Origin of the sequence: Winogradskyella pacifica (assembly GCF_003386275.1) — a bacterium.
GTDB classification, from domain to species: domain Bacteria; phylum Bacteroidota; class Bacteroidia; order Flavobacteriales; family Flavobacteriaceae; genus Winogradskyella; species Winogradskyella pacifica.
Genome location: NZ_QREI01000005.1, coordinates 185423 through 209905, shown reverse-complemented (window position 1 = coordinate 209905; position 24483 = coordinate 185423). Strand labels below are relative to the sequence as shown.

18 protein-coding genes are annotated in these 24483 nt (G+C 34.1%); 17 read left to right on the top strand and 1 reads right to left on the bottom strand.

Annotation, left to right across the window (positions count from 1 at the left end; translation table 11 throughout):
- Positions 1-14: 14 nt before the first annotated feature.
- Positions 15-1259 carry an NAD(P)/FAD-dependent oxidoreductase gene (locus tag DFQ09_RS12070; RefSeq protein WP_115810670.1) on the top strand — a complete coding sequence of 415 codons (1245 nt, stop codon included), beginning with the start codon at positions 15-17 and terminating at the stop codon, positions 1257-1259.
- A 24-nt stretch (positions 1260-1283) separates the two neighbouring features.
- Here DFQ09_RS12070 and DFQ09_RS12065 read toward each other — a convergent pair whose 3' ends face one another.
- On the bottom strand, positions 1284-1889 hold the full coding sequence (locus tag DFQ09_RS12065) for a hypothetical protein (RefSeq protein WP_115810668.1): 606 nt from the start codon (positions 1887-1889) through the stop codon (positions 1284-1286).
- Positions 1890-2197: 308 nt separating this feature from the next.
- On the opposite strand from DFQ09_RS12065, the gene DFQ09_RS12060 reads away from it, so the two are divergent.
- The 16 genes from DFQ09_RS12060 (at position 2198) to DFQ09_RS11985 (ending at position 24428) form a co-directional block, all read left to right on the top strand.
- Positions 2198-3112, top strand: a complete 915-nt coding sequence (locus DFQ09_RS12060) for a polysaccharide lyase family 7 protein (protein WP_115810666.1) — start codon at positions 2198-2200, stop codon at positions 3110-3112.
- A gap of 18 nt (positions 3113-3130) precedes the next feature.
- Positions 3131-5449, top strand: a complete 2319-nt coding sequence (locus tag DFQ09_RS12055) for a chondroitinase-B domain-containing protein (RefSeq protein ID WP_115810664.1) — start codon at positions 3131-3133, stop codon at positions 5447-5449.
- A gap of 40 nt (positions 5450-5489) precedes the next feature.
- Complete coding sequence (locus DFQ09_RS12050; protein WP_115810662.1) at positions 5490-6512, top strand: polysaccharide lyase family 7 protein; 1023 nt, start codon at positions 5490-5492, stop codon at positions 6510-6512.
- A gap of 15 nt (positions 6513-6527) precedes the next feature.
- Positions 6528-8411 (top strand): NADP-dependent phosphogluconate dehydrogenase, encoded by a 1884-nt coding sequence (gene gndA, locus DFQ09_RS12045; protein WP_115810660.1) that lies wholly within the window; start codon positions 6528-6530, stop codon positions 8409-8411.
- A 40-nt stretch (positions 8412-8451) separates the two neighbouring features.
- The gene (locus DFQ09_RS12040) at positions 8452-9726 is read left to right on the top strand and encodes an Nramp family divalent metal transporter (protein ID WP_115810658.1); all 1275 of its coding nucleotides are present in this window, start codon (positions 8452-8454) and stop codon (positions 9724-9726) included.
- Positions 9727-9767: 41 nt separating this feature from the next.
- The gene (locus DFQ09_RS12035; protein ID WP_115810909.1) at positions 9768-10868 is read left to right on the top strand and encodes a polysaccharide lyase family 7 protein; all 1101 of its coding nucleotides are present in this window, start codon (positions 9768-9770) and stop codon (positions 10866-10868) included.
- Between the two features lie 21 nt (positions 10869-10889).
- On the top strand, positions 10890-11657 hold the full coding sequence (locus DFQ09_RS12030) for an SDR family NAD(P)-dependent oxidoreductase (protein ID WP_115810656.1): 768 nt from the start codon (positions 10890-10892) through the stop codon (positions 11655-11657).
- A 114-nt stretch (positions 11658-11771) separates the two neighbouring features.
- The gene (locus tag DFQ09_RS12025; RefSeq protein ID WP_220347457.1) at positions 11772-14045 is read left to right on the top strand and encodes an alginate lyase family protein; all 2274 of its coding nucleotides are present in this window, start codon (positions 11772-11774) and stop codon (positions 14043-14045) included.
- A gap of 18 nt (positions 14046-14063) precedes the next feature.
- Positions 14064-14438, top strand: coding sequence for a cupin domain-containing protein (locus tag DFQ09_RS12020; protein ID WP_115810654.1), 375 nt, complete (start codon positions 14064-14066; stop codon positions 14436-14438).
- Between the two features lie 420 nt (positions 14439-14858).
- Positions 14859-17939: a SusC/RagA family TonB-linked outer membrane protein gene (locus DFQ09_RS12015; RefSeq protein ID WP_115810652.1), complete on the top strand. Its 3081-nt coding sequence runs from the start codon at positions 14859-14861 to the stop codon at positions 17937-17939.
- Positions 17940-17961: 22 nt separating this feature from the next.
- Entirely contained in the window at positions 17962-19431 is a 1470-nt protein-coding gene (locus DFQ09_RS12010; RefSeq protein ID WP_115810650.1) for a RagB/SusD family nutrient uptake outer membrane protein, read from the top strand.
- A gap of 19 nt (positions 19432-19450) precedes the next feature.
- On the top strand, positions 19451-20401 hold the full coding sequence (locus DFQ09_RS12005) for a PKD domain-containing protein (protein ID WP_115810648.1): 951 nt from the start codon (positions 19451-19453) through the stop codon (positions 20399-20401).
- A gap of 13 nt (positions 20402-20414) precedes the next feature.
- Entirely contained in the window at positions 20415-21350 is a 936-nt protein-coding gene (locus tag DFQ09_RS12000; protein WP_115810646.1) for a polysaccharide lyase family 7 protein, read from the top strand.
- A gap of 166 nt (positions 21351-21516) precedes the next feature.
- The gene (locus DFQ09_RS11995) at positions 21517-22230 is read left to right on the top strand and encodes a FadR/GntR family transcriptional regulator (RefSeq protein ID WP_115810644.1); all 714 of its coding nucleotides are present in this window, start codon (positions 21517-21519) and stop codon (positions 22228-22230) included.
- Between the two features lie 10 nt (positions 22231-22240).
- Positions 22241-23635: an MFS transporter gene (locus DFQ09_RS11990; protein ID WP_115810642.1), complete on the top strand. Its 1395-nt coding sequence runs from the start codon at positions 22241-22243 to the stop codon at positions 23633-23635.
- Positions 23636-23663: 28 nt separating this feature from the next.
- A complete protein-coding gene (locus tag DFQ09_RS11985; RefSeq protein WP_115810640.1) occupies positions 23664-24428 on the top strand; it encodes an SDR family NAD(P)-dependent oxidoreductase in 765 nt (254 codons plus the stop codon).
- Positions 24429-24483 lie beyond the last annotated feature (55 nt).

Here is a 24483-nt window from a genome sequence, read left to right as displayed (position 1 = left end):
ATACTATTACTAATATGAGTGTTGAAAATGTAGATGTACTAATTATTGGAGCAGGACCATCTGGCAGCGTTGCGGCGTCTTATTTGCATAAAAAAGGTTTAAAAGTTAAAGTGGTTGAAAAAAATCTGTTTCCAAGATTTGTAATTGGAGAAAGTTTGTTGCCACGCTGTATGGATCATTTTGAAGAAGTAGAATTGCTAGATTGTTTGAAAAAACGCGATTATGAAGTGAAAGATGGAGCTCGATTTTTAAGAGGTGATGAAGTTTGTAATTTTGATTTTAGTAAAAAGCATACCAAAGGGTGGGATTGGACTTGGCAAGTACCAAGAGCTGATTTTGATAAAACACTTACTGATGAGCTTATAACAAGAGGTGTTGATATTTCTTTTGAAGAAGAAGTTATTGCCGTTGATTTTAATGAGGATGGTTTTTCAGAAACTACGATTAAAAATAAGTTAGGTGAACGAAACACGGTTTCTGCGAAGTACATTATTGACTCTAGCGGTTATGGTCGTGTTTTGCCACGTCTTTTAGATTTAGAAAAAAGCTCAGAACTTCTTAATCAGTCTTCCATATTTACGCATGTTAAAGATATAAACCGTCCTGAGGGCTGGGAAGGCACTCGGATTACTTTTGATGTTATAGATTTGAGAACTTGGTTGTGGGTTATTCCATTTTCTAGTGGAGTAACGAGTATAGGTTATGTTGGTTCTACTGAATTTTTAGAATCATTTAAAGGCACGTCTTCGGAGAAATTAAAAGCCATGTTGAAACTCTCTAACTATTACAGCGAACGATTTGAAGGTGTTGAATTTCAATTTAAGCCTATTGAGATTTCTAACTATTCTAAGTCTGTTAAACAGTTATATGGAAAAGGTTATGTGTTAACAGGGAATAGTGCGGAGTTTTTAGATCCTGTGTTTTCTTCAGGGGTGACGTTTGCTACGGAATCTGCATTGCTGGCAGCAAAACTGATTACTAAATCACTTCAAAAGAAAACAGTGGATTGGGAAGTAGAGTACTCTGATTATATGAAAAAAGGAGTTGATGTTTTTGCGACTTATGTAAAAGAATGGTACACCGGAAACTTGCAAAAATTATTCTTTCATAAACCAGAAAATCCAGAAATTAAGAAACAAATTTGTTCTGTTTTGGCTGGCTATGTTTGGGATGAGACAAACCCTTTTGTAAAAAATCACCACAGACTTGTTAAAGCTGTAGCGCATGTTATAGATATGGAAAAAGAAAAAAGCGAATAATGATGTATTCGCTTTTATCTAAATTTATTTTAATCCTTTTTTCTTTAAATTTTTAGCAAACTCTTTAGCGAGTTTAGCGTAAGCTTCCGAAATACGATACCCTGAATTAAAGTCATAACCCATGGCGCCATTTCCTTCAACTTTAGTATAATCTCCTGAGAATAGTATTTTATCTGCATTATCAGTTTCAAATATGGTAATAGTGGCTTCGATTTTTGCATTTTGCCTCCATACACCTACGTTGTAGCCTGCATACATTAAAGTGGTCTTTACGACCATTGTATATCTAGAGTTTTCTCTTTTATTTACGTTAACAGTGTTGTCTTCGAATCTTTTATTGAAGGATTCAATAAACTTTGGTTCATATCTGTTTTCTCTGTCTTCAAACCATGACTTCTTAAATTCTTCTCCGGATCCAGCTTCTTTTTCTTCTCGCTTATCCATTTTGTCTTTTAGAAAATCTTCTTCAGAATCAAATTTTGGTATTTCTAAATTTGAATAATCAAATATTAGAGAATATTCTTTGATATCTTTTAGGTTTTTAAAAGACCCTTCTTTTATTTTTAATTTTTGAGCATAAATAAGTGTTGAAGACAAAAAGATAAACACTAAGATTAGTTTGTTTTTCATAAAGAAATGTAATTAGTTAATAGTTCAAATGTATAATTTAATATTAATTGTAAGTGATTTTTATTAGGAAAAGTATATGCAAGTGATTTCTATTTAATGTTTTCTTTTATGAGAGATTAAACTGTTTTAATTCAAAAACAACCCGTTATTAATTTACCTCAATGCAGCTTTACAGACTTATTTTCTTTTATTTGTTTATGTAATTAACCCAATTATATACAGAATTAACTTAATTACTTTTTGTTATCTGAAAAATTATACTATTTTTGGTTAACCAGATTGGTTAACCAATTATTAATTAGGCTAATATGAAATTGAAATTTGTGTTTGTATCTTTTATTTGCACACTACTTCTATTTGGGTGTTCTGAAACGGATGCTGATGTTATTGATGACACCGTTTTTACCGATGATAATCCCGGCTCTGAAGGTGATGATCCAATAACATACGCTGATGTTGATTTTTCTAATTGGAAAGTAACTTTACCAGTAGATGAAAATAATAATGGTAGTCCAGACGAGTACCAACCCTCTGATTTAATAAATGGAGCTTACAGAACAAATGCTGCAATTGCACCTTATATGTACGATGATATTTCGGATGCTTCCATTGAGTTTTACACGTTCCCAGAGATAGCAACGACAAATAGTTCATATTCTAGAACGGAATTGAGAGAGTTAATTAATCCTTCAAATTCAAGAGAGAATTGGTCGTTAGCAGAAGGTGGTACAATGACAGGGCGATTAAAATTAGTTGCTATTTCTGAAGACTCACAAAGTAGTAGTCAGTATCACAAAACGATTGTGATGCAAATTCATGGAATTATTTCTATCGAAGACATGGAAATTCATGGCTTTTCTTCTAATAATGGTCCACCTTTAATTAAAATCTATTGGAAAGATGGCTATATATGGTCTCATAAAAAATCACTTATAGATGAAAGTACGTCTGGCGATGATTTGTTAGAAACATCGAGTGCTACTTGGGAAGATATTAAAGACAATATGGGTTATGTTGGTTTTGAAGAATTCGAATTTAGAATCACCGCATCAGATGCCAAATTAGAATTACAGCTTAATGATAATGAGCCTTTAGTGTATCAAGATATAAGTCTAGATAAATGGCCTTATGAAAATTATTTTAAAGCAGGTAATTATTTGGGCTCAACAGCAGAAGGAGCTTTTTCAAAAGTAAAATATTACGAACTCGAGGTTACGCATTAAATTATAAAAGAATATATAATGAAGAAATATCTATTTGCAATCAGTTTATTCGTCTTGGTTTTGTCTTGTAATGAGACTACTAAAACAGACAAGGTATCGGGACAATTAATTTCTAATGCGACAGAATTAAATGAGGCGATAGAAAATGCACAACCAGGTGATAATATTGTTTTGAAGAATGGAATTTGGAAAGATGTAGAAATTAAATTCACAGGAAAAGGAACTAAAGACAACCCTATAACTATTAAAGCCGAAACTGAAGGTGAAGTTTTTATTGAAGGCGTGTCAAATCTCGCTTTTGGCGGTGAATATTTAGAAGTTAGCGGTTTACATTTTAGAAACGGGTATTCACCATCCGAAAATGTAATAGCCTTCAGATTAGACAAAAATACGATAGCAAATAACTGCAAAGTAACCAACTGTGTTATTGTAGATTTTAATAAACTACAACGCGATGATGATGATCTTTGGGTTCAGTTTTACGGAAGACATAACGAGTTAAGCAATAGTTATCTGGCTGGAAAAACAAACGGTGGCCCAACAGTTAGAGTGGATTTAAAAGGGGTTGAAAGCATTAAAAATTACCACAAAATTATAAATAACCATTTTGGACCGCGACCTAGAAAAGGTGGAGCAAGAGGCGAAACGATTCAGTTAGGAAGTAGTTTTACGTCTATGAGTCCGAGTAATACAACCATTGCAAATAACTTGTTTGAAGAATGTAATGGCGAAGTTGAAATTATTTCAAGTAAAACGAATAACAACATAATTAAGAACAACGTTTTTTATAAAAGTGAAGGTTCTGTTGTAACGCGACATGGAAACTATGTGACTATTGACGGTAACTACTTTATTGGTGATGGCGAAAATGAAAACTATGGAGGTATTCGTATTATAAACACAGGACATTGGGTAACCAATAATTATTTTTTCAACTTAAAAGGGAAAAGTTTCAGGAGTCCGTTGGCTGTTATGAATGGGATTCCAAAATCCCCATTAAATCGTTACAATCAAGTGACAGATTTGGTTGTTGCTTATAACACATTTGTAAATTGTAGTTCTCCATGGCAATTTGGTGTTGGTACCAACATTGCACAAGTAGATGTGTTACCAGAGTCCGAAATTCGTTCTGCAAGAGCAATCAGAACCACTGTTGCTAATAATGTTGTGTATAATGATAAAGGTTTGGAAAGTATTGTTGTTGAAAATGACAAAGCAGATGGTGTCACTTTCAAAAACAACATCGTAGATAATCAAGGTGTAAAATTTAAGGACTTTGATGGTGGCATTATCCCTGCTTCTTTAGAGTTGAAAAAAGTATCTGATAATATTTTACTTCCAACCGGACTTCCTAGTGACGTGGAACCTTTTAACGGTTTTGATTTTAACACTATTGAAAACGACTTATTTGGCAACTCTAGAAAAGATAGCAAAAGTATTGGTGCCGTTGTAGGTGTCGATTTTACGAATCCGAATATTTTAGATAAATCAAAATATGGAGCGTCTTGGTATTCTAACGAAATTGAAACTGCAGATGCAGTAACGCATACGGTAACGAAAGCCGAAGATTTACAAACTACAATTGATGCTGCTAATAATGGAGATATTATCGCTATAGCGGAAGGGGATTATGCTATTTTAAAATCTTTAGTTATTACTAAAAGACTTACTATTCAGTCGGAAGGGAAAACACAACTTGTTTTTTCTGGTGAAGCAAATACACCATTATTTTCATTACAACCTAAAGGAAAACTAATCGTAAACAATTTGACTTTAAAAGGGAATGGTTCTAATTATGTTTTTGCAAGTTTAAAAGAGAATATGTCTAATCATTTCGGATTAACGGTTTCTAACACAGAAATAAGTGATTTCAATTATGTTTTAAGAGCGTATAAGCAATCTTTTTCTGAACGTGTAGCTTTTGAAAATACGTCTATTTCAAATTGTGAAAATGGCATAGAATTATCAGAAGAAATCAACGATAGAGGGGATTACAATACCGAATATTTAACCATTAACAACTGTGATTTTAATAACGTAAAACAAAATGTTGTCGATTATTATAGAGGTGGTTATGACGAGTCTACTATTGGAGGAAATCTTTTAATCGCTAATAGCACATTTACTAATTGTGGTGCAAAAGAGAAAAACAAAAGATTATTAAATCATAATGGTATTGTGAATGTAACGATTACGAATAACACATTTAAAAATAATCCTGTTCAATTTGTATCGATTCTTTGGGGAGCAAAAAATAATTCGGCATCAGAAAACACAGTAATAAACTCAGGACAAATTAAGACCGAAGAAAATTTGGTGATGACACTAATGTATTAATGTATTCCTGCGCAGGTAATAATCTCATAAAACGCTTAAAATGAAAAAATCAATATTTACAATATTTACACTTTTACTAATCGTTGGATGTAAAAATAATACCGAAACGAAATCTGAAGTAACGGTTGAAAACGAAACAGAACAAGAGGCAAAACACCCAAGTGATGTCATTCCGTTTATGGACAAATGGAAAATTCTTTTAGGAGATGGAACCTACGTGGATGATTTAGTAGACTACCAAAAAGACGATTTCTTTTATGTTGAAAATGATGGCAAAACGGATTGGGTTGTCTATAAAACACCAAATTCTGGTATTACTTCAAGAACATCGAGTAACACAAGAACAGAACTTGGTGAAAAAGCACATTGGATTCCAGAAACTGGGGGAAAACTAACAGGAACATTAAAAGTGCAACATGTGTCAACTACCGGAAATGCCGATGTGGCATCCTCGTATTCTGTGGTGGTTGGACAAATTCATAGTGATGAAGGCCATGAAAACGAACCCTTAAAAATCTACTATAAAAAATTTCCAGGCCATACGAAAGGTTCTGTGTTTTGGAATTATGAAATCAATACTGAAGGTGATAACTCTGGCAGATTTGATTTTTCAACAGCAGTTTGGGGCTATGATTTTTTTGTGGTTGGAGACAATGCCACAACGAGTCCTGCAGAACCAGAAGATGGTATTGCATTAGGAGAAGAATTTAGCTATGAAGTCAATGTTTATAAGGGTATTATGTATTTAACCTTTACAAGCGAAGGACACGAGACTATAACGTTTACTAAAAGTTTAATAGAATCAGAGTTTGCTACAAAAGCAGATATTCCGCAACAGATTATTGATAATTATGCGTCAAGACGAACTGTAGGCGTAGAAAGAGAAATTGCTTATGCTGGTGAAATAAATTATTTCAAACAAGGGGCTTACAATCAGGCTAACGGTAAATCTACCAAGTCTGAAACGTATGATGGTGATATAAAAAAACAATATGCCAACGGAAGTTATGCTGAGGTTTGGTTTAAATCGGCAACTGTAGGTTCAGCAACACCACCTAATTAATAAAACAAACTTAAATTGAAGCAAGTCATATTTGTAATAGGAGTTTCGGGATGTGGAAAAAGCACTATTGGAAAATTACTTGCGCAAGAATTAGATCTTCCCTTTTTTGATGGAGACGATTTTCATCCAAAAGCTAACATTAAAAAGATGTCTAGTGGACTGCCTTTAAATGATGATGACAGACAAGGTTGGTTAGAAACAATGAATGACTTAGCTAAAAAGCAATTGACTAAAAACAGTTGCATCATAGTCTGTTCTGCATTAAAGGAAAAGTATAGAGACATTTTAAGTTTGGATATTGAAGTCGAAACAAAATGGGTATATCTAAGAGGAGATTTTAATCAAATTTATAATAGAGTGAATCGAAGGCGTAATCACTTTATGCCTTCAGAATTATTGAAATCGCAGTTTGATACTTTGGAAGAACCAAAAGAAGCCATTCAAATCGATATTAGCTTAACGCCAGAAAACATTATAAAAACTTTAAAACACAAATTAATGGACAAGTCAGAATTTGGATTATTTGGTTTAGGAGTTATGGGAAAAAGCCTATGCAGAAACTTGGCTAATAACGGATTCAAGATTGCAATGTTTAATAGGCATGTGGATGGTGTTGAGGTTGATATTGCTAAAGATTTTAAAGCTAAATTTCCTGAATTATCTCAATCTGAAGCTTTTGATGATATTGAAGATTTTGTAAACGCATTGCAACAACCAAGATGCATTATGCTTATGGTGAATGCCGGAAAAACAATAGACTATGTTATTGAAGATTTACTACCACATTTATCTGAAAACGATATTTTAATTGACGGCGGAAATTCTAACTATGTAAAAACAAAAGAGCGTGTTGACTATTTAAAAACCAAAGGCATTCATTTTATAGGAACCGGAGTTTCCGGAGGTGAGGAAGGGGCTTTAAAAGGACCATCTATAATGCCAAGTGGTGATCTTAAGGCCTATAAAAGTGTACAACCTTTTCTAGAAAAAATAGCGGCTAAAGATAAAAACGGCTTACCCTGTTGCACCTATGTTGGACCAGAAGGCAGTGGTCATTTTATAAAAATGGTACATAATGGAGTGGAGTATGTAGAAATGCAATTGTTAGCTGAGGTTGCTACTATTTTAGAAGCTCTTGGTCAAAATCCAGATGACATCGCCAAAACTCTTGAGACTTGGAAGCCAACAGCAAATAGCTACTTGTTAGAAATAACAGCTGATATTTTTAGAAAAAAGGAAGGTGACGATTGGTTGGTCAATAGAATTTTAGACAAGGCCGGAAATAAAGGGACAGGAAATTGGACCACTATTGCTTCAGCAGAACTCGGTGTACCAAGTACATTAATCGCTTCCGCTTTATTTTCAAGATATATCTCTTTTTACAAAGAAGAACGACTTCAGTTAAGTCAGAATTTTAAAAACTCAAGTACTTCAGAATTAAATCTAACTACAAATGACATTTTAGAGGCGTATCAGTTTGCTAGAGTTATAAATCATTATCAGGGTTTTAAACTGATTTCAGAAGCTTCAAATACATTTTCATGGGATTTAAATCTTAGTGAAATTGCTAGAATCTGGACTAACGGTTGCATCATTAGATCGGCTTTAATGGAAGATTTGGTTGAGGTTTTTAAAGACACAACCAACATCTTAACAAATTCAAAGCTAATCGACCTTGTGAATCAATACAGACCTTCAGTGAAAAAGGTGGTTTCTCAATGTGTACTTAATGATATAACAACTCCTGCTTTGGGAGAAGCTATTCAGTTTTTAAACGGCATTACAACACCATATGCGTCTGCCAATATTATTCAGGCACAACGCGATTATTTTGGTGCCCATACGTATCAAAGATTAGATGATGATTCTGGAAAAAGTCATCACACCAATTGGAATTAGACACTAGCAACTAACAATCAAAAACCAATACACTATTAATATGGAAGCAACCACACCAAAAAAATCAGTTCTCAAAAAAATCATTGCTGTCATATTAGGGTTTGGTCCAGGGATATTTGCGATTGGTTATACTATTGGTACAGGTAGTGTCACCTCTATGATTGTTGCAGGTAGTAAATTCAATATGCAATTATTGTGGGTGCTTTTAATAAGTTGCATTTTTTCGGGAATTTTAATGTTTGCTTACGGGAATTATGCTTTGCTTACTGGTGAAACCGCGCTTTTTGGATTTAAAAAGCATTTTAAATTAGGTAAAGTTTTAGCGATTGCCATTATTATTGGTATTACGTTCGGACAATGGAATTCACTAATGGGAATTTTAGGAATTTCATCCAATATAATTTTTGAAATATTAGCGGTGAATTTTGAAGGGTTATCTGCCTTTAAATATGAAACCGTACTCATCACAGCAATTGTTATTATTGTGATTTTCTACTTGTTAATGTTGGTTGGTAAGTACACGTTTTTTGAAAAAATACTAGTCATATTCGTAACTTTAATGGGAATGTCTTTTGTGCTTTCCTTATGCTTTGTACAGCCTCTTACAGTAGATGTTGTAAAAGGATTACTACCAACAATTCCAGATGTACCAGGAGGTCAAATGCTAGTGGCAGCCTTTGTGGGAACGACGATGGCTTCTGCGACATTCTTATCACGACCACTATTTGTAAAAGGAAAAGGTTGGACAATCAAAAACTTAGGGCAACAAAAAAGAGATTCAATTACAGCAGCTGTTTTAATATTTATTATTAGTGGAGTTATTATGGCTGTAGCAGCAGGTGCTTTGTATTATCAAGGTAAAGAAGTTACGCAGGTTTTAGATATGGCAAATACTCTAGAACCCGTTGCAGGAAAATGGGCTGTTACTATTTTCTTTTTTGGAGCATTAAGTGCAGGCTTATCATCTATTTTTCCTTGTTTATTAATTGCACCTTTATTGATTGCAGATTACCAATCGGGAGAATTAGATACCAATTCCAAGCAATTTAGAATTATAACTTTTATAGCTTGTTTAGTGGCTTTAATTGGTCCTGCGTTTGGAGCAAATCCTATTGAAATTCAAATTCTATCCCAAGTCTTTAATGTGTTCGTATTGCCAATTGTAATACTCGGCATTATCCTTATGTTAAGTAATAAAAAGGTGATGAAAGATTATAAAACGAGCCTAGGAGTTTACATCGGATTGTATGCCGCCTTGTTCTTTTCTCTAGTGATTTCATATAATGGCGTCGTAGCACTTTTAGACTATTTCTAATAATTTAAGATTAAAAACTAATGACTTTAAATAATTTAAACATGAATAAAAAACATATCCCATCAGCAGCAACATTGATACTTTTTAGTTGCTTTTTAATTCTAAATAGCTGTAAAAATGAAGTGAAAGAACCTGTTGAAAAAGAAGTTGAAAAAGAAGTTGAAAAAACCGTTTACGCAAGCGACGTTATTCCATTTTTTGATGACTGGAAATTGATTTTAGGTGATGGCTCAAATGCAGGTATTGCTAATAATTTTGAAAACAAAGATTTCTTTTACACGGTAAATGAGGGTAATAGTGATTGGGTTGTTTTTAAAACTCCAAATGGTGGAGATACTCATGGTACTTCTAATAACACGAGAACGGAATTAGCGCAAACAAAAAAATGGTATCCAAAAACGGCTAATGATGAATTAACAGCAACACTTAAAGTAATGAATGTGTCGGCTACTGGTGATGCTCGTGTAGCAGCGTCTCACTCAGTTGTTGTAGGACAGATTCATAGTGCAGACGCGTTTGAAAACGAACCTCTTAAAATATTTTATAAAAAATTCCCAGGTCATACTAAAGGTTCGGTGTTTTGGCATTATGAAATTAATACCGCAGGTGACGATAATTCTAAACGATGGGATTATTCTTCAGCTGTTTGGGGTAATGACTTTGCTGTTGTTGGTGATTCAGTAAATACATATCCAGAAGAACCTAAAGATGGTATTGCCTTAGGTGAAGAGTTTAGCTATGAAGTGAAAGTAAAAAATGGAATTATGACTTTGAATTTTTATAGTGAAGGTCATGAAACCAAAACGTTTACAAAAAACTTACTTGAATCAGAATACACAACTACAGACGATATTCCCGAGCAAACACAAAAGTTATTTGTTCCAATTGGTCAAGATGGAGTAGAGCGTAAAAGTGCCTACGCTGGTGAAGGTTGTTTCTTTAAACTTGGTGCTTACAATCAAACGAATGGGAAATCGCCAGAAGTTAATAAAAATTGGTGCTCTGGTGCTGAAACACATAATGGAGATATCCAAAAACAATATGCAGATGGAAACTATGCTGAAGTATGGTTTAAAAAAGGAAGTATTTCAATAAGTGAAGATGCCGTTTCTAACGAAGGCTATTTTACTAAAAACGATTAAATCAATTAATACAAGACGACTATGAACAATAATAAATTAGCTGGTAAAAACATTCTTATTACAGCTGGCGCACAAGGTATTGGAGAATCGATTACAAAACATTTTATAGATAGTGGTTCTAATGTTGCTATCCATTATTTTTCTAGTGCTGATACGGCTAATGAATTAGTAGCATACGCGCATAGTAAAGGACAAAAAGGAATTGCGATTTCAGGTGACTTAACAAAGGAAGCCGACGCAAATGCTCTGGTTGAAAAAACCGTGGAAACTTTAGGAAGTTTAGATATACTAATTAACAATGCAGGTTCACTTGTAGCTCGTAAAATGCTGAATGAAATGGAGACTGAATTTTGGCATAAGGTTATGGATATAAACCTTACTTCTATGATGTTTGTAACGCGAGCAGCAGCTCCATATTTAGCAAAACAGGATAACAGTAGTATTGTTAATTTAGCTTCACTTGCAGGACGTAAAGGTGGTCATCCAGGATCATTGGTGTATTCGACCAGTAAAGGTGCCATCTTAACATTTACACGTGCGTTGTCTACAGAATTGGGAGCACAAGGAACACGAGTTAACGCTGTTTCTCCAGGTCTTATTCTTGGGACATCATTTCACAACACGCATACAACGAAAGAATCAGCGGCAGCAACAACGGCTGGTATTCCAATCCAACGTGCTGGCAACGCAGATGATGTCGCTCGTGCTGTTTTATTTTTAGCGTCCGAATACGATGGGTTTATTACTGGTGCCACTTTAGATATCAACGGTGGTGTCTACAATATGTAGTGCTTACTATGAGTCAAGATTTATCTTTAAGTAAAAGTTAAATTATTTTAAATTAACAAATATCAGTATATTGGTAAACCAATTTGGTAGGCCAATTCAAAAAACGCCTTTCTTATGAATTTTTCATGGTCTAAATTATTTCAATTTGTTTTAGTAGGTATGGTTGTTATGTCTTGCAAAAAAGAAAATACATCTGTTGTAGAACATACGACTGAAACATCGACAATACAAGAACATCCTAAGCTTATACTTACGGCGCAAGGAGTCAAAGATATTAGAGCCCAATTGGGTAATATTCCGATTTTTGATAATACTTTAAAAGCAGTTCAAGAGGAAATAGATGCAGAAATTGCTTTAGGTATTGATACACCAATTCCTGTAGATTACTCTGGTGGTTATACACATGTACGTCATAAAAGTAACATGATAATGATGCAAAAAGCAGGAGTGTTGTATCAAATCCTAGATGACGAAAAATATGCCAAATATGTAAAAGACATGTTGATGCAATATGAAGCGATGTATAAAACATTGCCATTGCATCCAAAAACGAGATCCTATGCAAGAGGTAAATTATTCTGGCAATGTTTAAACGATTCTAATTGGTTGGTGTATGTGAGTCAGGCTTATGATTGTATCTATAACTATTTATCTGAAGACGAGCGCAACACGTTAGAAAACAATTTGTTTAAACCCTTTGCAGATCATATTTCCATAGATAGTCCGCAGTTTTACCAAAGAGTACACAATCATAGTACATGGGGAAATGCGGCAGTTGGTATGATTGGTTTAGTTATGAATGACGAAGAGTTAATCGATCGTGCACTTTATGGCATTAAAGATTTAAAATTAGATGCAAATGAAAAAGATGATGATGGTGGCTTTTTAAATAAAGACGGGAAAGCTGGTTTTCTAGCCAATATAGAAGAGCCGTTTTCACCAGATGGTTATTATAACGAAGGCCCATATTACCAACGTTACGCCATGTACCCGTTTTTAATTTTTGCAGAAGGATTACATAATGTAAAGCCAGAATTAAAAATATTTGAATACAAAGAAGGTGTATTGCTGAAATCTATAAATGCCTTATTAAATTTATCGGATGCAGATGGTGATTTCTTTCCGCTTAACGATGGTCAAAAAGGCATGTCTTATTACAATGATGCTTTAGTTACAGCAGTAGATATTTCTTACCACTTCGGAACACAAGATCCAGGCTTATTAAGCATCGCCAAAGAACAGGGTAAAGTCTTATTGGATGATTCAGGTTTGGCTGTTGCACTTGGAATAAAAAATGGAAACGAAAAACCATTCAACAAAAAATCAATTAATTTATCGGATGGACCAGAAGGAACACAAGGTGGTGTTGCTATTTTGAGAAATGAAGATATAGAGCTTGTATTTAAATATGCAGCACAAGGTTCTAGTCATGGTCATTATGATAAGTTGTCGTATTCATTATATGAAAAAGGAGAAGAAATCCTTCAGGATTACGGTTTAGCACGATTTGTAAATATCGAACAAAAAGGGGGTGGCAATTATCTAAAGGAAAACAAAACCTGGGCTAAACAAACTATTGCACATAATACGGTGACACAAAATGAAACCTCTCATTTTAATGGGAAGTATGATATAGGAAGTCAACATCATTCGGTTTTAAACTATTTTTCTTCAGAAAATGAAAAGGTAAAAGTCGCAAGTGCAAAAGAGGTAAACGCATATCCTGGAACCGAAATGCTTCGCACCATGGCAATACTAAAAGATGAAGATTTTGAAAAGCCGTATATGTTAGATATCATGAAGGTGACATCAGATAAAGCAAATCAATATGATTTTCCATATTATTTCTTAGGGCAAGTTGTAGAAACAAACTTCGAATATCAAACACCTAAATCATTAAACCCTTTAGGAACCAAAAATGGATATCAACATCTCTATGTTGAAGGAACAGCAAAAGCGTCTAGTGATAATAGTAAACTGTCTTGGTTAAATAAAGGGAAGTTTTACACTTTAACTTCGATTACTAATGCTAATGATGACTTGTTATTTACGAGAATTGGAGCTAACGATCCAGAATTTAATTTAAGACGCGAAGCGGCATTTATGTTGAGACGAAGAAATACTACAAACACCCTATTTGTTTCAGTTATAGAATCGCATGGAGGTTACAGTCCGGTTTCGGAATCTGCAGTAAATTCCAATAGTAATATTAAAACGTTGAAAGTAGAATTAGACTCAGAAGATTACACGGCAATTTCAATTACCAATGTAAATGGTAATACAAAACTATTTATAACAGCAAATACAGATACTTCAAAAGAAGCAAACCATAATATAAAAATTAACGATAAGAATTATGAGTGGTCAGGTTCTTATTATTTTAAATAAACCAATAAATAAAAACATATGAAACGATTTAGTGAAAAATACATCATCACAAAAGACATGCAATGGGAAGTACTTGGAGGAGGAGTCTCAAGAAAATTCTTAGGTTACGATAATCAAATTATGATGGTAAGAGTGAAATTTGAAAAAGGAGCATTAGGATCGCCGCATCAACATTTTCACACACAAGCAACGTTTTGTGTTTCAGGTAAATTTGAATTTGAAATTGATGGTGTAAAACAAATTGTCGAAGCAGGAGACGGAGTCTATATTGAACCTAATTTATTGCATAGTGCTGTTTGTTTAGAAGAAGGAGAGCTAATTGATACATTTAGCCCTGTAAGAGAAGATTTCTTAAGTGGAGGTGCTGTCTCTTATTTTGGAGACAAGTCCTAAGTCAAAAATCTACTAGGCTTATCTAGAGGTTAAAAACAGTTTTACTCCATTATGGAGATTTTGTTTTACATTCACCTCACGTATTACCTAATTCAAACTGTACCTTCCGTAGGTACTGTGATAAATGTCTTTAGTCCTATACGTGAGGGTTTTATATAATTGTAATTAAATTCCTACAATCAAAGTTAATATTTGCTATTTTAACTTAAACCTTTGCTATTTTAACATATAAAATTTACGAAAACGTTGTAATTAACAAATATTTATATATATTTGGTAAACCAATCTGGTCAACCAATTTGGTCAACCAAACAAAAACACATAAAACATTTCTCAATTTAATTGTGTTTGTATACCGATTTTAATAGGGATAATAAGGTAACGATAAAGGACTAACAAATTTAATCTAAACAATGAATTATGAATTTAAAAGTTAAACTTACTACAATTATCGCACTACTCTTTAGTGTGATGATTTTTGCTCAAGATAGCTATACCTTAACAGGTACGGTGACTTCCGCAGTTGATAATATGCCCATACCTGGAGCAAACATTATTATTATAAAAACAACTAGAGGTGCAACTACTGATTTTGATGGTAATTATCAATTAGAGGTAAGTAAAGGTGATGTTGTTCAGTTTTCATATGTTGGTTATGTAACGCAAACGGTAATCATTGATGCTCAAACAACATATAGTGTTCAATTAGTTGAAGATGCTAATACATTAGAAGAGGTTGTTGTTGTGGGTTATGGTACACAAAAGAAAAGTCATTTAACTGGTGCGATATCTAAAGTTAAAAACGAAAACTTAGACCAAATTGCAGTAGCTCGTGTAGATGATGCTTTAATTGGTCAGGTTTCAGGTGTTAATATTCAAGCAACTTCAGCCGAAGCTGGTGCTGCACCGACTATTACCATTAGAGGTTTTGGATCTATAGCTGCTGACTCTGGGCCAGCTGTAGTGGTAGACGGAATTGTAGTAAGTTCTGATTTTCTTGGTTCTTTAAATATGAATGATGTAGAATCTTTTGAAGTATTAAAAGATGCGGCATCTGCAGCTATTTATGGTAGTGAAGGTGCAAATGGTGTTATTTTGATTACTACTAAAAGTGGTAAGGAAGGAAAAACAAGATTTAGCTATGATACTTATACTGGGTTTAAAGAGGCTCATGAAAGTGAAGATTATAAGAAGAGTGTGTCTGGTTGGGCTGCTCAAGAAATGGCTGCTACAGGAGAACTTTCTAATACAACCAAATACGCACAATTATTAGTAGAAACGCTTGGTGTTGATAGAGATTGGCAAGAAGTATTTTTTGATGGAGGAACCATTACGAGTCATTCTTTTTCTGCAAGAGGTGGTACTAAAGACACAAAATTCAGTTCGTCACTTAGTTTTCTTGAAGATGAAGGTGTTGTAATCACTGACAACTATAAGTTATTAACAGGAAGGTTAAAATTAGATACTAAATTAACTAAAAATCTTAGATTCGGAATTAATGCCACTCCTTCATATTCAAAACGAAGAGCATTACCTACTTCTATCCACAACCCATTAAGACAATCACCTTGGTTGCCTATATATCATACTGCAGAGTCGCTTCAGTTTACTGATCCAGCTGCAAACATTCAAGTAGGTGATTATTTTGCAGAGGATGATTTAATTAATATAGATGTGGATCCTACGGATAGTTTTGGTGCAAGTAGACCACGTACTACCGGAGATTCAAATCCTTATGCTCAGTATGTAGAAAGAGAACACTATGAGTATAATACAAAATTGTTAGGTTCTACCTATTTAGAATATGAAATTATCGATGGTCTTAAAGCAAAAACATCTCTTGGTGTAACATTAGATTTTCGTAAGAGAACAAGATGGGATGGAACACTGCATCACTCAGGTGGAGCAGGTAGAGCAGCTTACAGTTTAGAGAATAGGTTTAGATCTAGAATAATCTCAGATAACACATTAAATTATAGCAAAACAATTGGTGATCACGATTTTGATGTGTTAGCAGGTTTTTCTGTACAGTCTAGAAATTCTGAATTAAGTTCTATTGAAGGTAGTGGGTACTCTAATGATCTACTTAAAAACTTAGAAGGTGCAACTTTGTTTACTGAGCCTGTAGAAATTAACCTAGTACAACGAAAGATCGGTTATTTTGCTAGAGTTAACTATGCGTATGCTAATAAGTATTTATTATCGGCTTCGTTTAGACGTGATGGTAGTTCTGTTTTCGGAATAGACTCTAAATGGGGTAATTTCCCAGCGGTCTCTGTTGGTTGGAATGTGTCGAAAGAAGACTTCTTAATAGATAGTGGTTTCTTAAATAATTTAAAATTCAGATTTAGTTATGGTCTTACAGGAAGTGAGAATTTTGATACAGGAAACGATATTACTGATGTTTGGCCTTACTTAGCATTATTGGATAATAATAATGCCATTACTGAAGGTGGAGTTACCGCAGGTGTTTCTGCTCTTAATATTGCAAATGCATTATTACAATGGGAAGCTTCAGAAGAATACAATCCTGGAGTAGATTTCGCAATACTAAATAATAGAATATCCGGATCGGTTGATTATTACAAGAGAACAAGTGATAAATTATTATTAGAAAACCCTGTATCGTATGTTTCTGGATTTAATTCTGGTATCGTAAATTTAGGTAAAGTAGAGAATAGTGGATGGGAATTTGAGTTAAGAACAAAGAACATCGCTAAAGAGAACTTTAGTTGGAGCACTACAGTTATAGCATCAACAAACAAAAATAAATTGTTAGATATGGGGGATTCAGACGGAGCACTATTAGAAGATACTTTTGGTAGAAACTCTCAGTGGATTAACTCTGTTGGAAATCCGTTATCATCATTTTATGGTTATGTTGTAGATGAAGAATTAGGGATTGAGTATTATGATTCTCCTTGGATTCCAATTAATGGTAGATCAGAAGATGTTATCGTTAAGGATTTAAACGGTGATGGTATAATTACGGATGAGGATAAGACAATACTTGGTGATCCATATCCAGACATCGTATGGAGTTTGACAAATGAATTTAAAATTGGTGATTTTGATTTTTCTTTCATGCTTCAAGGAAGTCAAGGCGCACAAGTTAAAAATATTGGAGATCAGTATTTTGGTACGGATTGGACAGGTGCTACTACAAGTCCACAGGCAGTTGTTGATGCGGGGGTTATATCTCATACATCTTTCCTTCAACAAAGAGTTCATACCAATGATGTCGTTCAAAGTGCAGGTTATTTTTCTTTGAGAAATATAAACCTTGGATATACAATACCAGATAGTGTAGTATCTAAAATAGGTGTTGAAAAACTAAGAATTTACGCAACAGCTCAAAACCTAGTTTACATTACATCTGATGAGTATCATGGTTTCAACCCAGAGTTTGTAGATGATTCCAACCCTAGACAATACGGCGCTCAAAGAGGTGGTACACCAATATTTAAAACCTTATCACTTGGTTTAAACGTTAATTTTTAATTGAAATAAAACACACCAAATTATGAAACATATAAAATATTTAATTTTTGCTGTAACAGGATTTGTTTTCACCGCCTGTGATACAGATGAATTTTTAAATCCATTGCCAGATACGGCTATTGTTGTCGAAAATTTTTATCAAACTGATGCAGATGTATTGGCTGGGATTATTGGAATTTATGATGCCATACAAGGAGTTAATGAAAATACAGACTCTAGTTACGAGAGATCAAATAGAGGTGTTCAAGTAGAATATCTTTTAACAGAACACCGTACAGATAATACTAGAGGTAAAACGTCTGAAGGTTCTAAGGCTGATTTTCATAGATACTTAATTGATGCTACTAATGCACAATCAGAAGATTACTACCAGTCTATGTATCAGATTATTTTTAGAGCAAATGATATTATGAATTACGTCAATGCTGCTAACGAATCTAATAGAGTAAAATATGTGGCTGAAGCTAAATTTTTAAGAGCTTATGCATACTTTAATTTAGTGAGGTTATTTGGAGATGTGCCTTTAGTAACTTCGGTCGTAGGGCCAACAGAAAATGGTGCGCTGTTTACTAGAATTGCAAAAGAACAGATTTATGAACAAATTGTTTCAGATTTAGAAGAAGCGAAAGATGCTTTAGATAATACTTATAAATCTAGAGCGTCAAAAGCAGCTGCACAAGGATTGTTAGCAAAAGTATATTTAACGCAAGGTGTTAATTATGGTGTTGCTGCACAATTATGTGCTGATATTAAGAATAGTGGTTTTGCTTTACAAGATGATTTTTCTGATGTATTTTATAATGAATTAAACGATGAAATTATTTTTGCTATTCAGTATGAGTTTGGAAATGCTAATGAAAGTCAAGCTTTTTCTGCTGAATTTACATCTTTTAACCGTCAAGGTAGAGAAGATGGTCTAAACTTAGTTGAAGATAATTTAATTGCAGATTTTGCTATGTACGGAGGAAACAGAACAGCAGCTTCTTATACTTCTTTTGGTGTTGGTACTAACATAACTAATGAAGTCATTAAGTTTTTACCAGACGGAACAGATCTTAATGCAATCCCTGAACCAACTTATGGTCCTAGTGCTCAACAAGCAGGTAATGATTGGATTATTTTACGTTATTCTGATGTATTGTTAATGCATGCTGAAGCAATTTTAGCTGGTGGAGCTCAAACAAATAGTAGTGCAGCAATAGATTCTTACATGGAAGTAAGAGTAAGAGCTGGTTTTGATGCCGTAACAGACCGTCCTTCAATACTGACTAAAGAGGCATTACTTGTAGAAAGACGTGTGGAATTAGCTTTTGAAAATCAACGTTTCTTTGATTTAGTGAGATTTGGTGTTGCTAATGAAGTTATTGGGAATTATGCTACGTCTCAAGGATTTAATGACTATGATGCTAGGCAATTGTTATTGCCAATACCATCAAGAGAAATCAATTTAAGCGGTACACCTCCTCTTTTAGGACAAAACCCAGGATATTAACAACTAAATTTTTAAAGACATGAAAAATAAAATAAATATTTTTAGTAAAGTAACAGTGTTGTTCCTCTGCTTTATTACAGCTGTAGCTTTTAATAGTTGTGAAAGCGCTTATGAGTTCGATTTACCGGAGTCAGGTTCACAAGCGGATACAGTGTTGCCAACAGCAGACTTTTCGTATATTCCAGATCCGGTTAATTTTAATACAATTCAATTCACAGATCTTTCGTTTCAATCTATAAATTATTTATGGGATTTTGGAGGCGGAGATACCACAACCGAAAGAGATCCTGTATATACATTTCCAGCTGTAGAAGGTACTTACCCTGTAACATTAACGGCTAGTGATGCCAATGGTGCTTCAGATACTGTGACTATAGATGTTGTTGTGGTAGATGTATTTGTAGCTGTTACACCTGAAATTTTAAATGGAGATTTTCAAGATGGAACAAGTGATTGGAAATTCGATAGCTTCACTGGTGGTAATACAAACCCTTTTAACTCTAGTAGTGATGGGTCTTGGTTAAATTATGATGGTTCAGATAACGGATCCAAAACAAAAGGTGCAAAATGGACAAGTAGTACTTCTGCAGGAGCTTATCTTAGTTCTAACACAAGATACGCTTACCAAGCAATAACAGTATCTAATGTGGATGGTTCAGGGTTGCCAGTTAACTATATTTTAGAATTTGAATATGCTATAAAAGATGACGGTACTCAAGCTCCAGGAGATAATAGAATTATTGGCGGAATCATAGACGGTCATTTCAGTGATGGTGCAGATGCAATTGCGAGTTTCGATGCGGCTCCATTAGCGATGTTTGTAGGAGATGAAGATCTTGGAAAAACAGTGTTTACAACAGTACAAATTCCATTTACTGCCAATGCTACTGGTGAGGTTTCTATACTAATTTATGGAGTAACAGATGTTGATGCTTATGTTGACAATGTGAAGGTTTATCCAGCCGATTAATTTTAATATCACGATGAAAAATTTCCGAAAAAATTTATTAGTTTTTTTACTGATGGCATTTGTATCTGTTAACGTTACTTCTCAAAACACGGAAAGTAACGTTACAGAGTCGGATAAAAAAATTGAAAATAAAAAGAGCAAGAAGAGTAAAAAGAAGAAAGGGAAAAAGAAAAAAGTAAAACTCCCAAAAATAGATCTTAGTCATTGGAAAGTAACATTACCAGTGGCAAATGAAAAGGGGAGGCCTTATGAAATAGACCCACCAGAGATTTTAGATTTTGCTAATAACGAGATTGCAAAACCTTATATGTATATAGATTCCACTAAAGGAGCCATTGTGTTTCATGCCATGCCAACGGATTCTAAGACCAAGAATACAAAATATACAAGGTCAGAGTTAAGAGAGCAAATGGTACCAGGTGAAAATAATGTCAATTGGACGTTTAAGCAAGGTGGTAACATGAAAGGGAAGTTGCAAATGGAGGATGTTACTAGAGATTCAGATGGCAAATACCATCGTGTCATTATCATGCAAATCCATGGAAGATTAACCAATGAACAACGCGATTTAATTGGAGAAGATGATAACAACGCTCCTCCAATACTTAAAATCTATTGGGATAAAGGTAAAATAAGAGTAAAATCTAAAGTTCTAAAAAACCTTAGTGCCTCAGATACTGAGATATTACATGATGATGCTTGGGATGATGATGATGGTTTTAATTTTGAACAAGAAGTTGGTTTTAAAAAATTCACCTTAGAAGTTCAAGTTACAGATGGCAAAATGTTAATTATTTTAAATAACACTGAGTTTAAATCTTATGAAAGTATTCACATTAAGAAATGGGGAGTATTTGAAAACTATTTTAAAGCAGGAAATTATTTCCAATCTAGAGATGAAGGAGCCTTTGCTAAAGTAAATTTTTATGAGTTAGAAGTGAGCCATTAAAAGATGTGTTTTGAGTTAGTCGCTTATTGAATTCTACGGTTGTTTAGTTGTATAAGTAGGATTCTTTGAGCGCTAATAAATAGTCCTATTTATGTTCCTCTTTTATTATTATTTACATAACTTTAGCCCTTGTAATCTGGTTAACCAATTTATAAGTTTTTAAAATATGAAATTAAAAATATTAGCAAAAGTAGATAGTCTCGATACACAAAAGTCCATAATTTCTAAAATAGGTGAGCTTATAAATTTTAAAAATCTTGAACCAGGGGATAAGCTACCTTCTGAACGAATGTTATCTGAAAAATTCGAAGTGTCCCGCAGTAATGTTAGAGAAGCAATTCAAAAACTTGAATTATATGGGCTACTCGATTCAATTCCGCAAAGTGGAACATTTGTAGCTAATATTGGAGTTATTGCGATGAACGGCATGATTGAGGATATTCTTAGATTAGAGGATCCAGATTTTAAATCTTTAGTCGAGACCAGAATTTTATTAGAACTCAAAACAGTTCGCTTAGCGTCACTTAGGAGAACAGAAGAAGATTTAGAGAAGATAAAAGAAGCTTTAGATGCGTATTCGGAAAAGGTATTAAGAGGTGAAGACGCTGTACAAGAAGATTTGTTATTTCACTTAGCTATAGCTAGAGCTAGTGGAAATAGTATAATGAATAATTTTATGTTAATAATTACGCCTGAAATCATAACTAATTTTGAAAAGTACCATGTGTGCGATAAGAAATTAGCTAACCTAAGTATTTCAGAGCACCAGGATATTTTTGAAGCTATTAAAAAGCAAGATCCTAAGCTAGCAAAACAAAAAATGAAAGATCACTTTACTGTGTTATATCAGTATTGTTATAATATTAAAAAGTCAACTTAATTCAAAATAAATGAAAAAAGCAGGGAAAAAATTAAAAGGATTGAGATGGTGGATAGTTGCATTAATTGCTATTGCGACTATCATCAATTATATTGATCGTACGTCTTTAAGTGTGCTTTGGCCAGAAATTGCAAAAGATTTATATCCAGGACACACAGCAGATGAGACAAAAGAAATATATGCCTTAATTTCAATCATCTTTGTTTTTTCTTACGCTTTTGGACAAGCCATATTTGGAAAGATTTTCGATTGGGTTGGTACAAGAATGGGATTTGTACTCTCAATTGGTGTTTGGTCTATTGCTACGGCATTACATGCTTTTGCGAGTGGTATTTTAAGTTTTGGGATATTCCGTGCCATACTAGGTGTTTCTGAAGCCGGAAACTGGCCTGGTGCAACGAAAGGAAATGCAGAATGGTTTCCTACCAAAGAACGTGCCCTTGCACAAGGAATTTTTAATTCTGGTGCCGCTATTGGCGGTATAGTTTCTATTCCATTAATCGCTACGTTATCAATATATTTTAACTGGAAAGCTATATTTATTTTTATCGGTTTAGCAGGTTTGCTTTGGTTGATACCATGGTGGATTTTAGTAAAATCAGGTCCTAGCGATCACCCATGGATTACAGATGAGGAACGTGAATATATTTTAACAGGCCAAAAAAATGAAGATTTTGATGGTGATGGAGTAGAAGATCAAGAATACAACCCTAATACAGGAGAGTTATTGGGCCATAAACAAAGTTGGGGTGTCATATTAGCTTCAGCAGCAATCGATCCAATTTGGTGGCTATTTGTTTTTTGGATACCAATTTATCTGAATGAAGTTTTTGCTATGGATGTAAAGTCAATGGCATTATACGGATGGGTGCCTTATGCAGGTGCAATGGTAGGAGCTTATTATGGTGGTATTTTAGCTCGAAATAAGCTTAAAAAAGGCTGGAATGTTGATAAAACACGTAAAATGGTAATTACACTAGGTTGTTTCGTAATGCTACCAGCATTATTAGCAATGGCTAATCCACTTGGTATTGAAACAGCTGTAATTAGCTTCTTAAATAATATTGGAGCTGTGGACATGAGTATAACAGATATGCAAAATCCAGGTGCTACAACAGCTGTGATATTAATGGCCATTATTTTATTTGGTTTTCAAACAGCAATTGGGAATGTTCAGACATTACCTAGTGATCTTTTTAGTGGAAAAACAGTAGGTTCTTTAGCAGGTTTTTCTGGTATGGCGGCTAAACTTACGGCAGCTGGTTTAACTTATTTAGTACCATGGTTAACCAGTGGTGGGAATTACACACCCGCTTTTATAATTGGTGCAACGTTATCACTATTAACGGTAGCTAGCGTGTGGTTATTTATTCCGAAAGTAAAACCAGTAATGAGAAAAGTATAACATAATTATATATATTAAATTAATAAAGATGAGTGAGAATAAAGGAAAAGTTGCTATAGTTACAGGAGCAACAGGAGGTATTGGTTTTGAAGTAGCAAAACGATTAGGTAAAGATGGATATACTGTATTTTTAAATGGTATTGATGATAATGCTGGTGCAGAAAGAATTAAAGAACTTGCTGCAGAAGGCATCAATGCAGAGTATTACGGGTTTGATGTTACTAAAGAAGATGAGGTAGCGGCAAACATCAAAAAAATTGGTGATAAATACGGAAGAATAGATGTACTCGTAAATAATGCTGGTGGATTAGGTGGTAGATCTCGTTTTGAAGAAATGACAACTGAGTTTTACAGAAACGTAATGGCACTTAACCTTGATTCAGTATTCTTTGCTTCAAGAGCAGCGATACCATACTTGAAAAAAGGGGATCATCCGTCTATAATTAACTATACATCTAATGCAGGATGGACTGCAGGTGGACCAGGAGCTGGAATTTACGGAACATCTAAAGCTGGTGTTCATGCAATAACTAGAGCCTTAGCAAAAGATTTAGCAGAATACGGAATTAGAGTAAATGCTGTATCTCCAGGTACAATTGATACGCCATTCCACGCGCAAATTAAAGCGACGAAGCCAGAAGTTTTTGCATCATGGGCTAATAATATTATGTTAGGAAGATTAGGTCAACCAGAAGATGTTTCTGGTGTTATTTCTTTCTTAGCTAGTAAAGATGCGTCATTTATCACAGCTGAAACTATTCAAATTGGTGGTGGACAAGCTTTAGGTATCTAATACTGAAGATAAAAATTATATTAAAAAAGCGTTATTGTAGAGATACAATAACGCT

Excerpts from the sequence above, each read along its gene's own strand:
- DFQ09_RS12070 (WP_115810670.1), top strand. The coding sequence starts at position 15 with ATGAGTGTTGAAAATGTAGATGTACTAATTATTGGAGCAGGACCATCT.
- DFQ09_RS12065 (WP_115810668.1), bottom strand. The coding sequence starts at position 1,889 with ATGAAAAACAAACTAATCTTAGTGTTTATCTTTTTGTCTTCAACACTT.
- DFQ09_RS12060 (WP_115810666.1), top strand. The coding sequence starts at position 2,198 with ATGAAATTGAAATTTGTGTTTGTATCTTTTATTTGCACACTACTTCTA.
- DFQ09_RS12055 (WP_115810664.1), top strand. The coding sequence starts at position 3,131 with ATGAAGAAATATCTATTTGCAATCAGTTTATTCGTCTTGGTTTTGTCT.
- DFQ09_RS12050 (WP_115810662.1), top strand. The coding sequence starts at position 5,490 with ATGAAAAAATCAATATTTACAATATTTACACTTTTACTAATCGTTGGA.
- DFQ09_RS12040 (WP_115810658.1), top strand. The coding sequence starts at position 8,452 with ATGGAAGCAACCACACCAAAAAAATCAGTTCTCAAAAAAATCATTGCT.
- DFQ09_RS12035 (WP_115810909.1), top strand. The coding sequence starts at position 9,768 with ATGAATAAAAAACATATCCCATCAGCAGCAACATTGATACTTTTTAGT.
- DFQ09_RS12030 (WP_115810656.1), top strand. The coding sequence starts at position 10,890 with ATGAACAATAATAAATTAGCTGGTAAAAACATTCTTATTACAGCTGGC.
- DFQ09_RS12025 (WP_220347457.1), top strand. The coding sequence starts at position 11,772 with ATGAATTTTTCATGGTCTAAATTATTTCAATTTGTTTTAGTAGGTATG.
- DFQ09_RS12020 (WP_115810654.1), top strand. The coding sequence starts at position 14,064 with ATGAAACGATTTAGTGAAAAATACATCATCACAAAAGACATGCAATGG.
- DFQ09_RS12015 (WP_115810652.1), top strand. The coding sequence starts at position 14,859 with ATGAATTTAAAAGTTAAACTTACTACAATTATCGCACTACTCTTTAGT.
- DFQ09_RS12010 (WP_115810650.1), top strand. The coding sequence starts at position 17,962 with ATGAAACATATAAAATATTTAATTTTTGCTGTAACAGGATTTGTTTTC.
- DFQ09_RS12005 (WP_115810648.1), top strand. The coding sequence starts at position 19,451 with ATGAAAAATAAAATAAATATTTTTAGTAAAGTAACAGTGTTGTTCCTC.
- DFQ09_RS12000 (WP_115810646.1), top strand. The coding sequence starts at position 20,415 with ATGAAAAATTTCCGAAAAAATTTATTAGTTTTTTTACTGATGGCATTT.
- DFQ09_RS11995 (WP_115810644.1), top strand. The coding sequence starts at position 21,517 with ATGAAATTAAAAATATTAGCAAAAGTAGATAGTCTCGATACACAAAAG.
- DFQ09_RS11990 (WP_115810642.1), top strand. The coding sequence starts at position 22,241 with ATGAAAAAAGCAGGGAAAAAATTAAAAGGATTGAGATGGTGGATAGTT.
- DFQ09_RS11985 (WP_115810640.1), top strand. The coding sequence starts at position 23,664 with ATGAGTGAGAATAAAGGAAAAGTTGCTATAGTTACAGGAGCAACAGGA.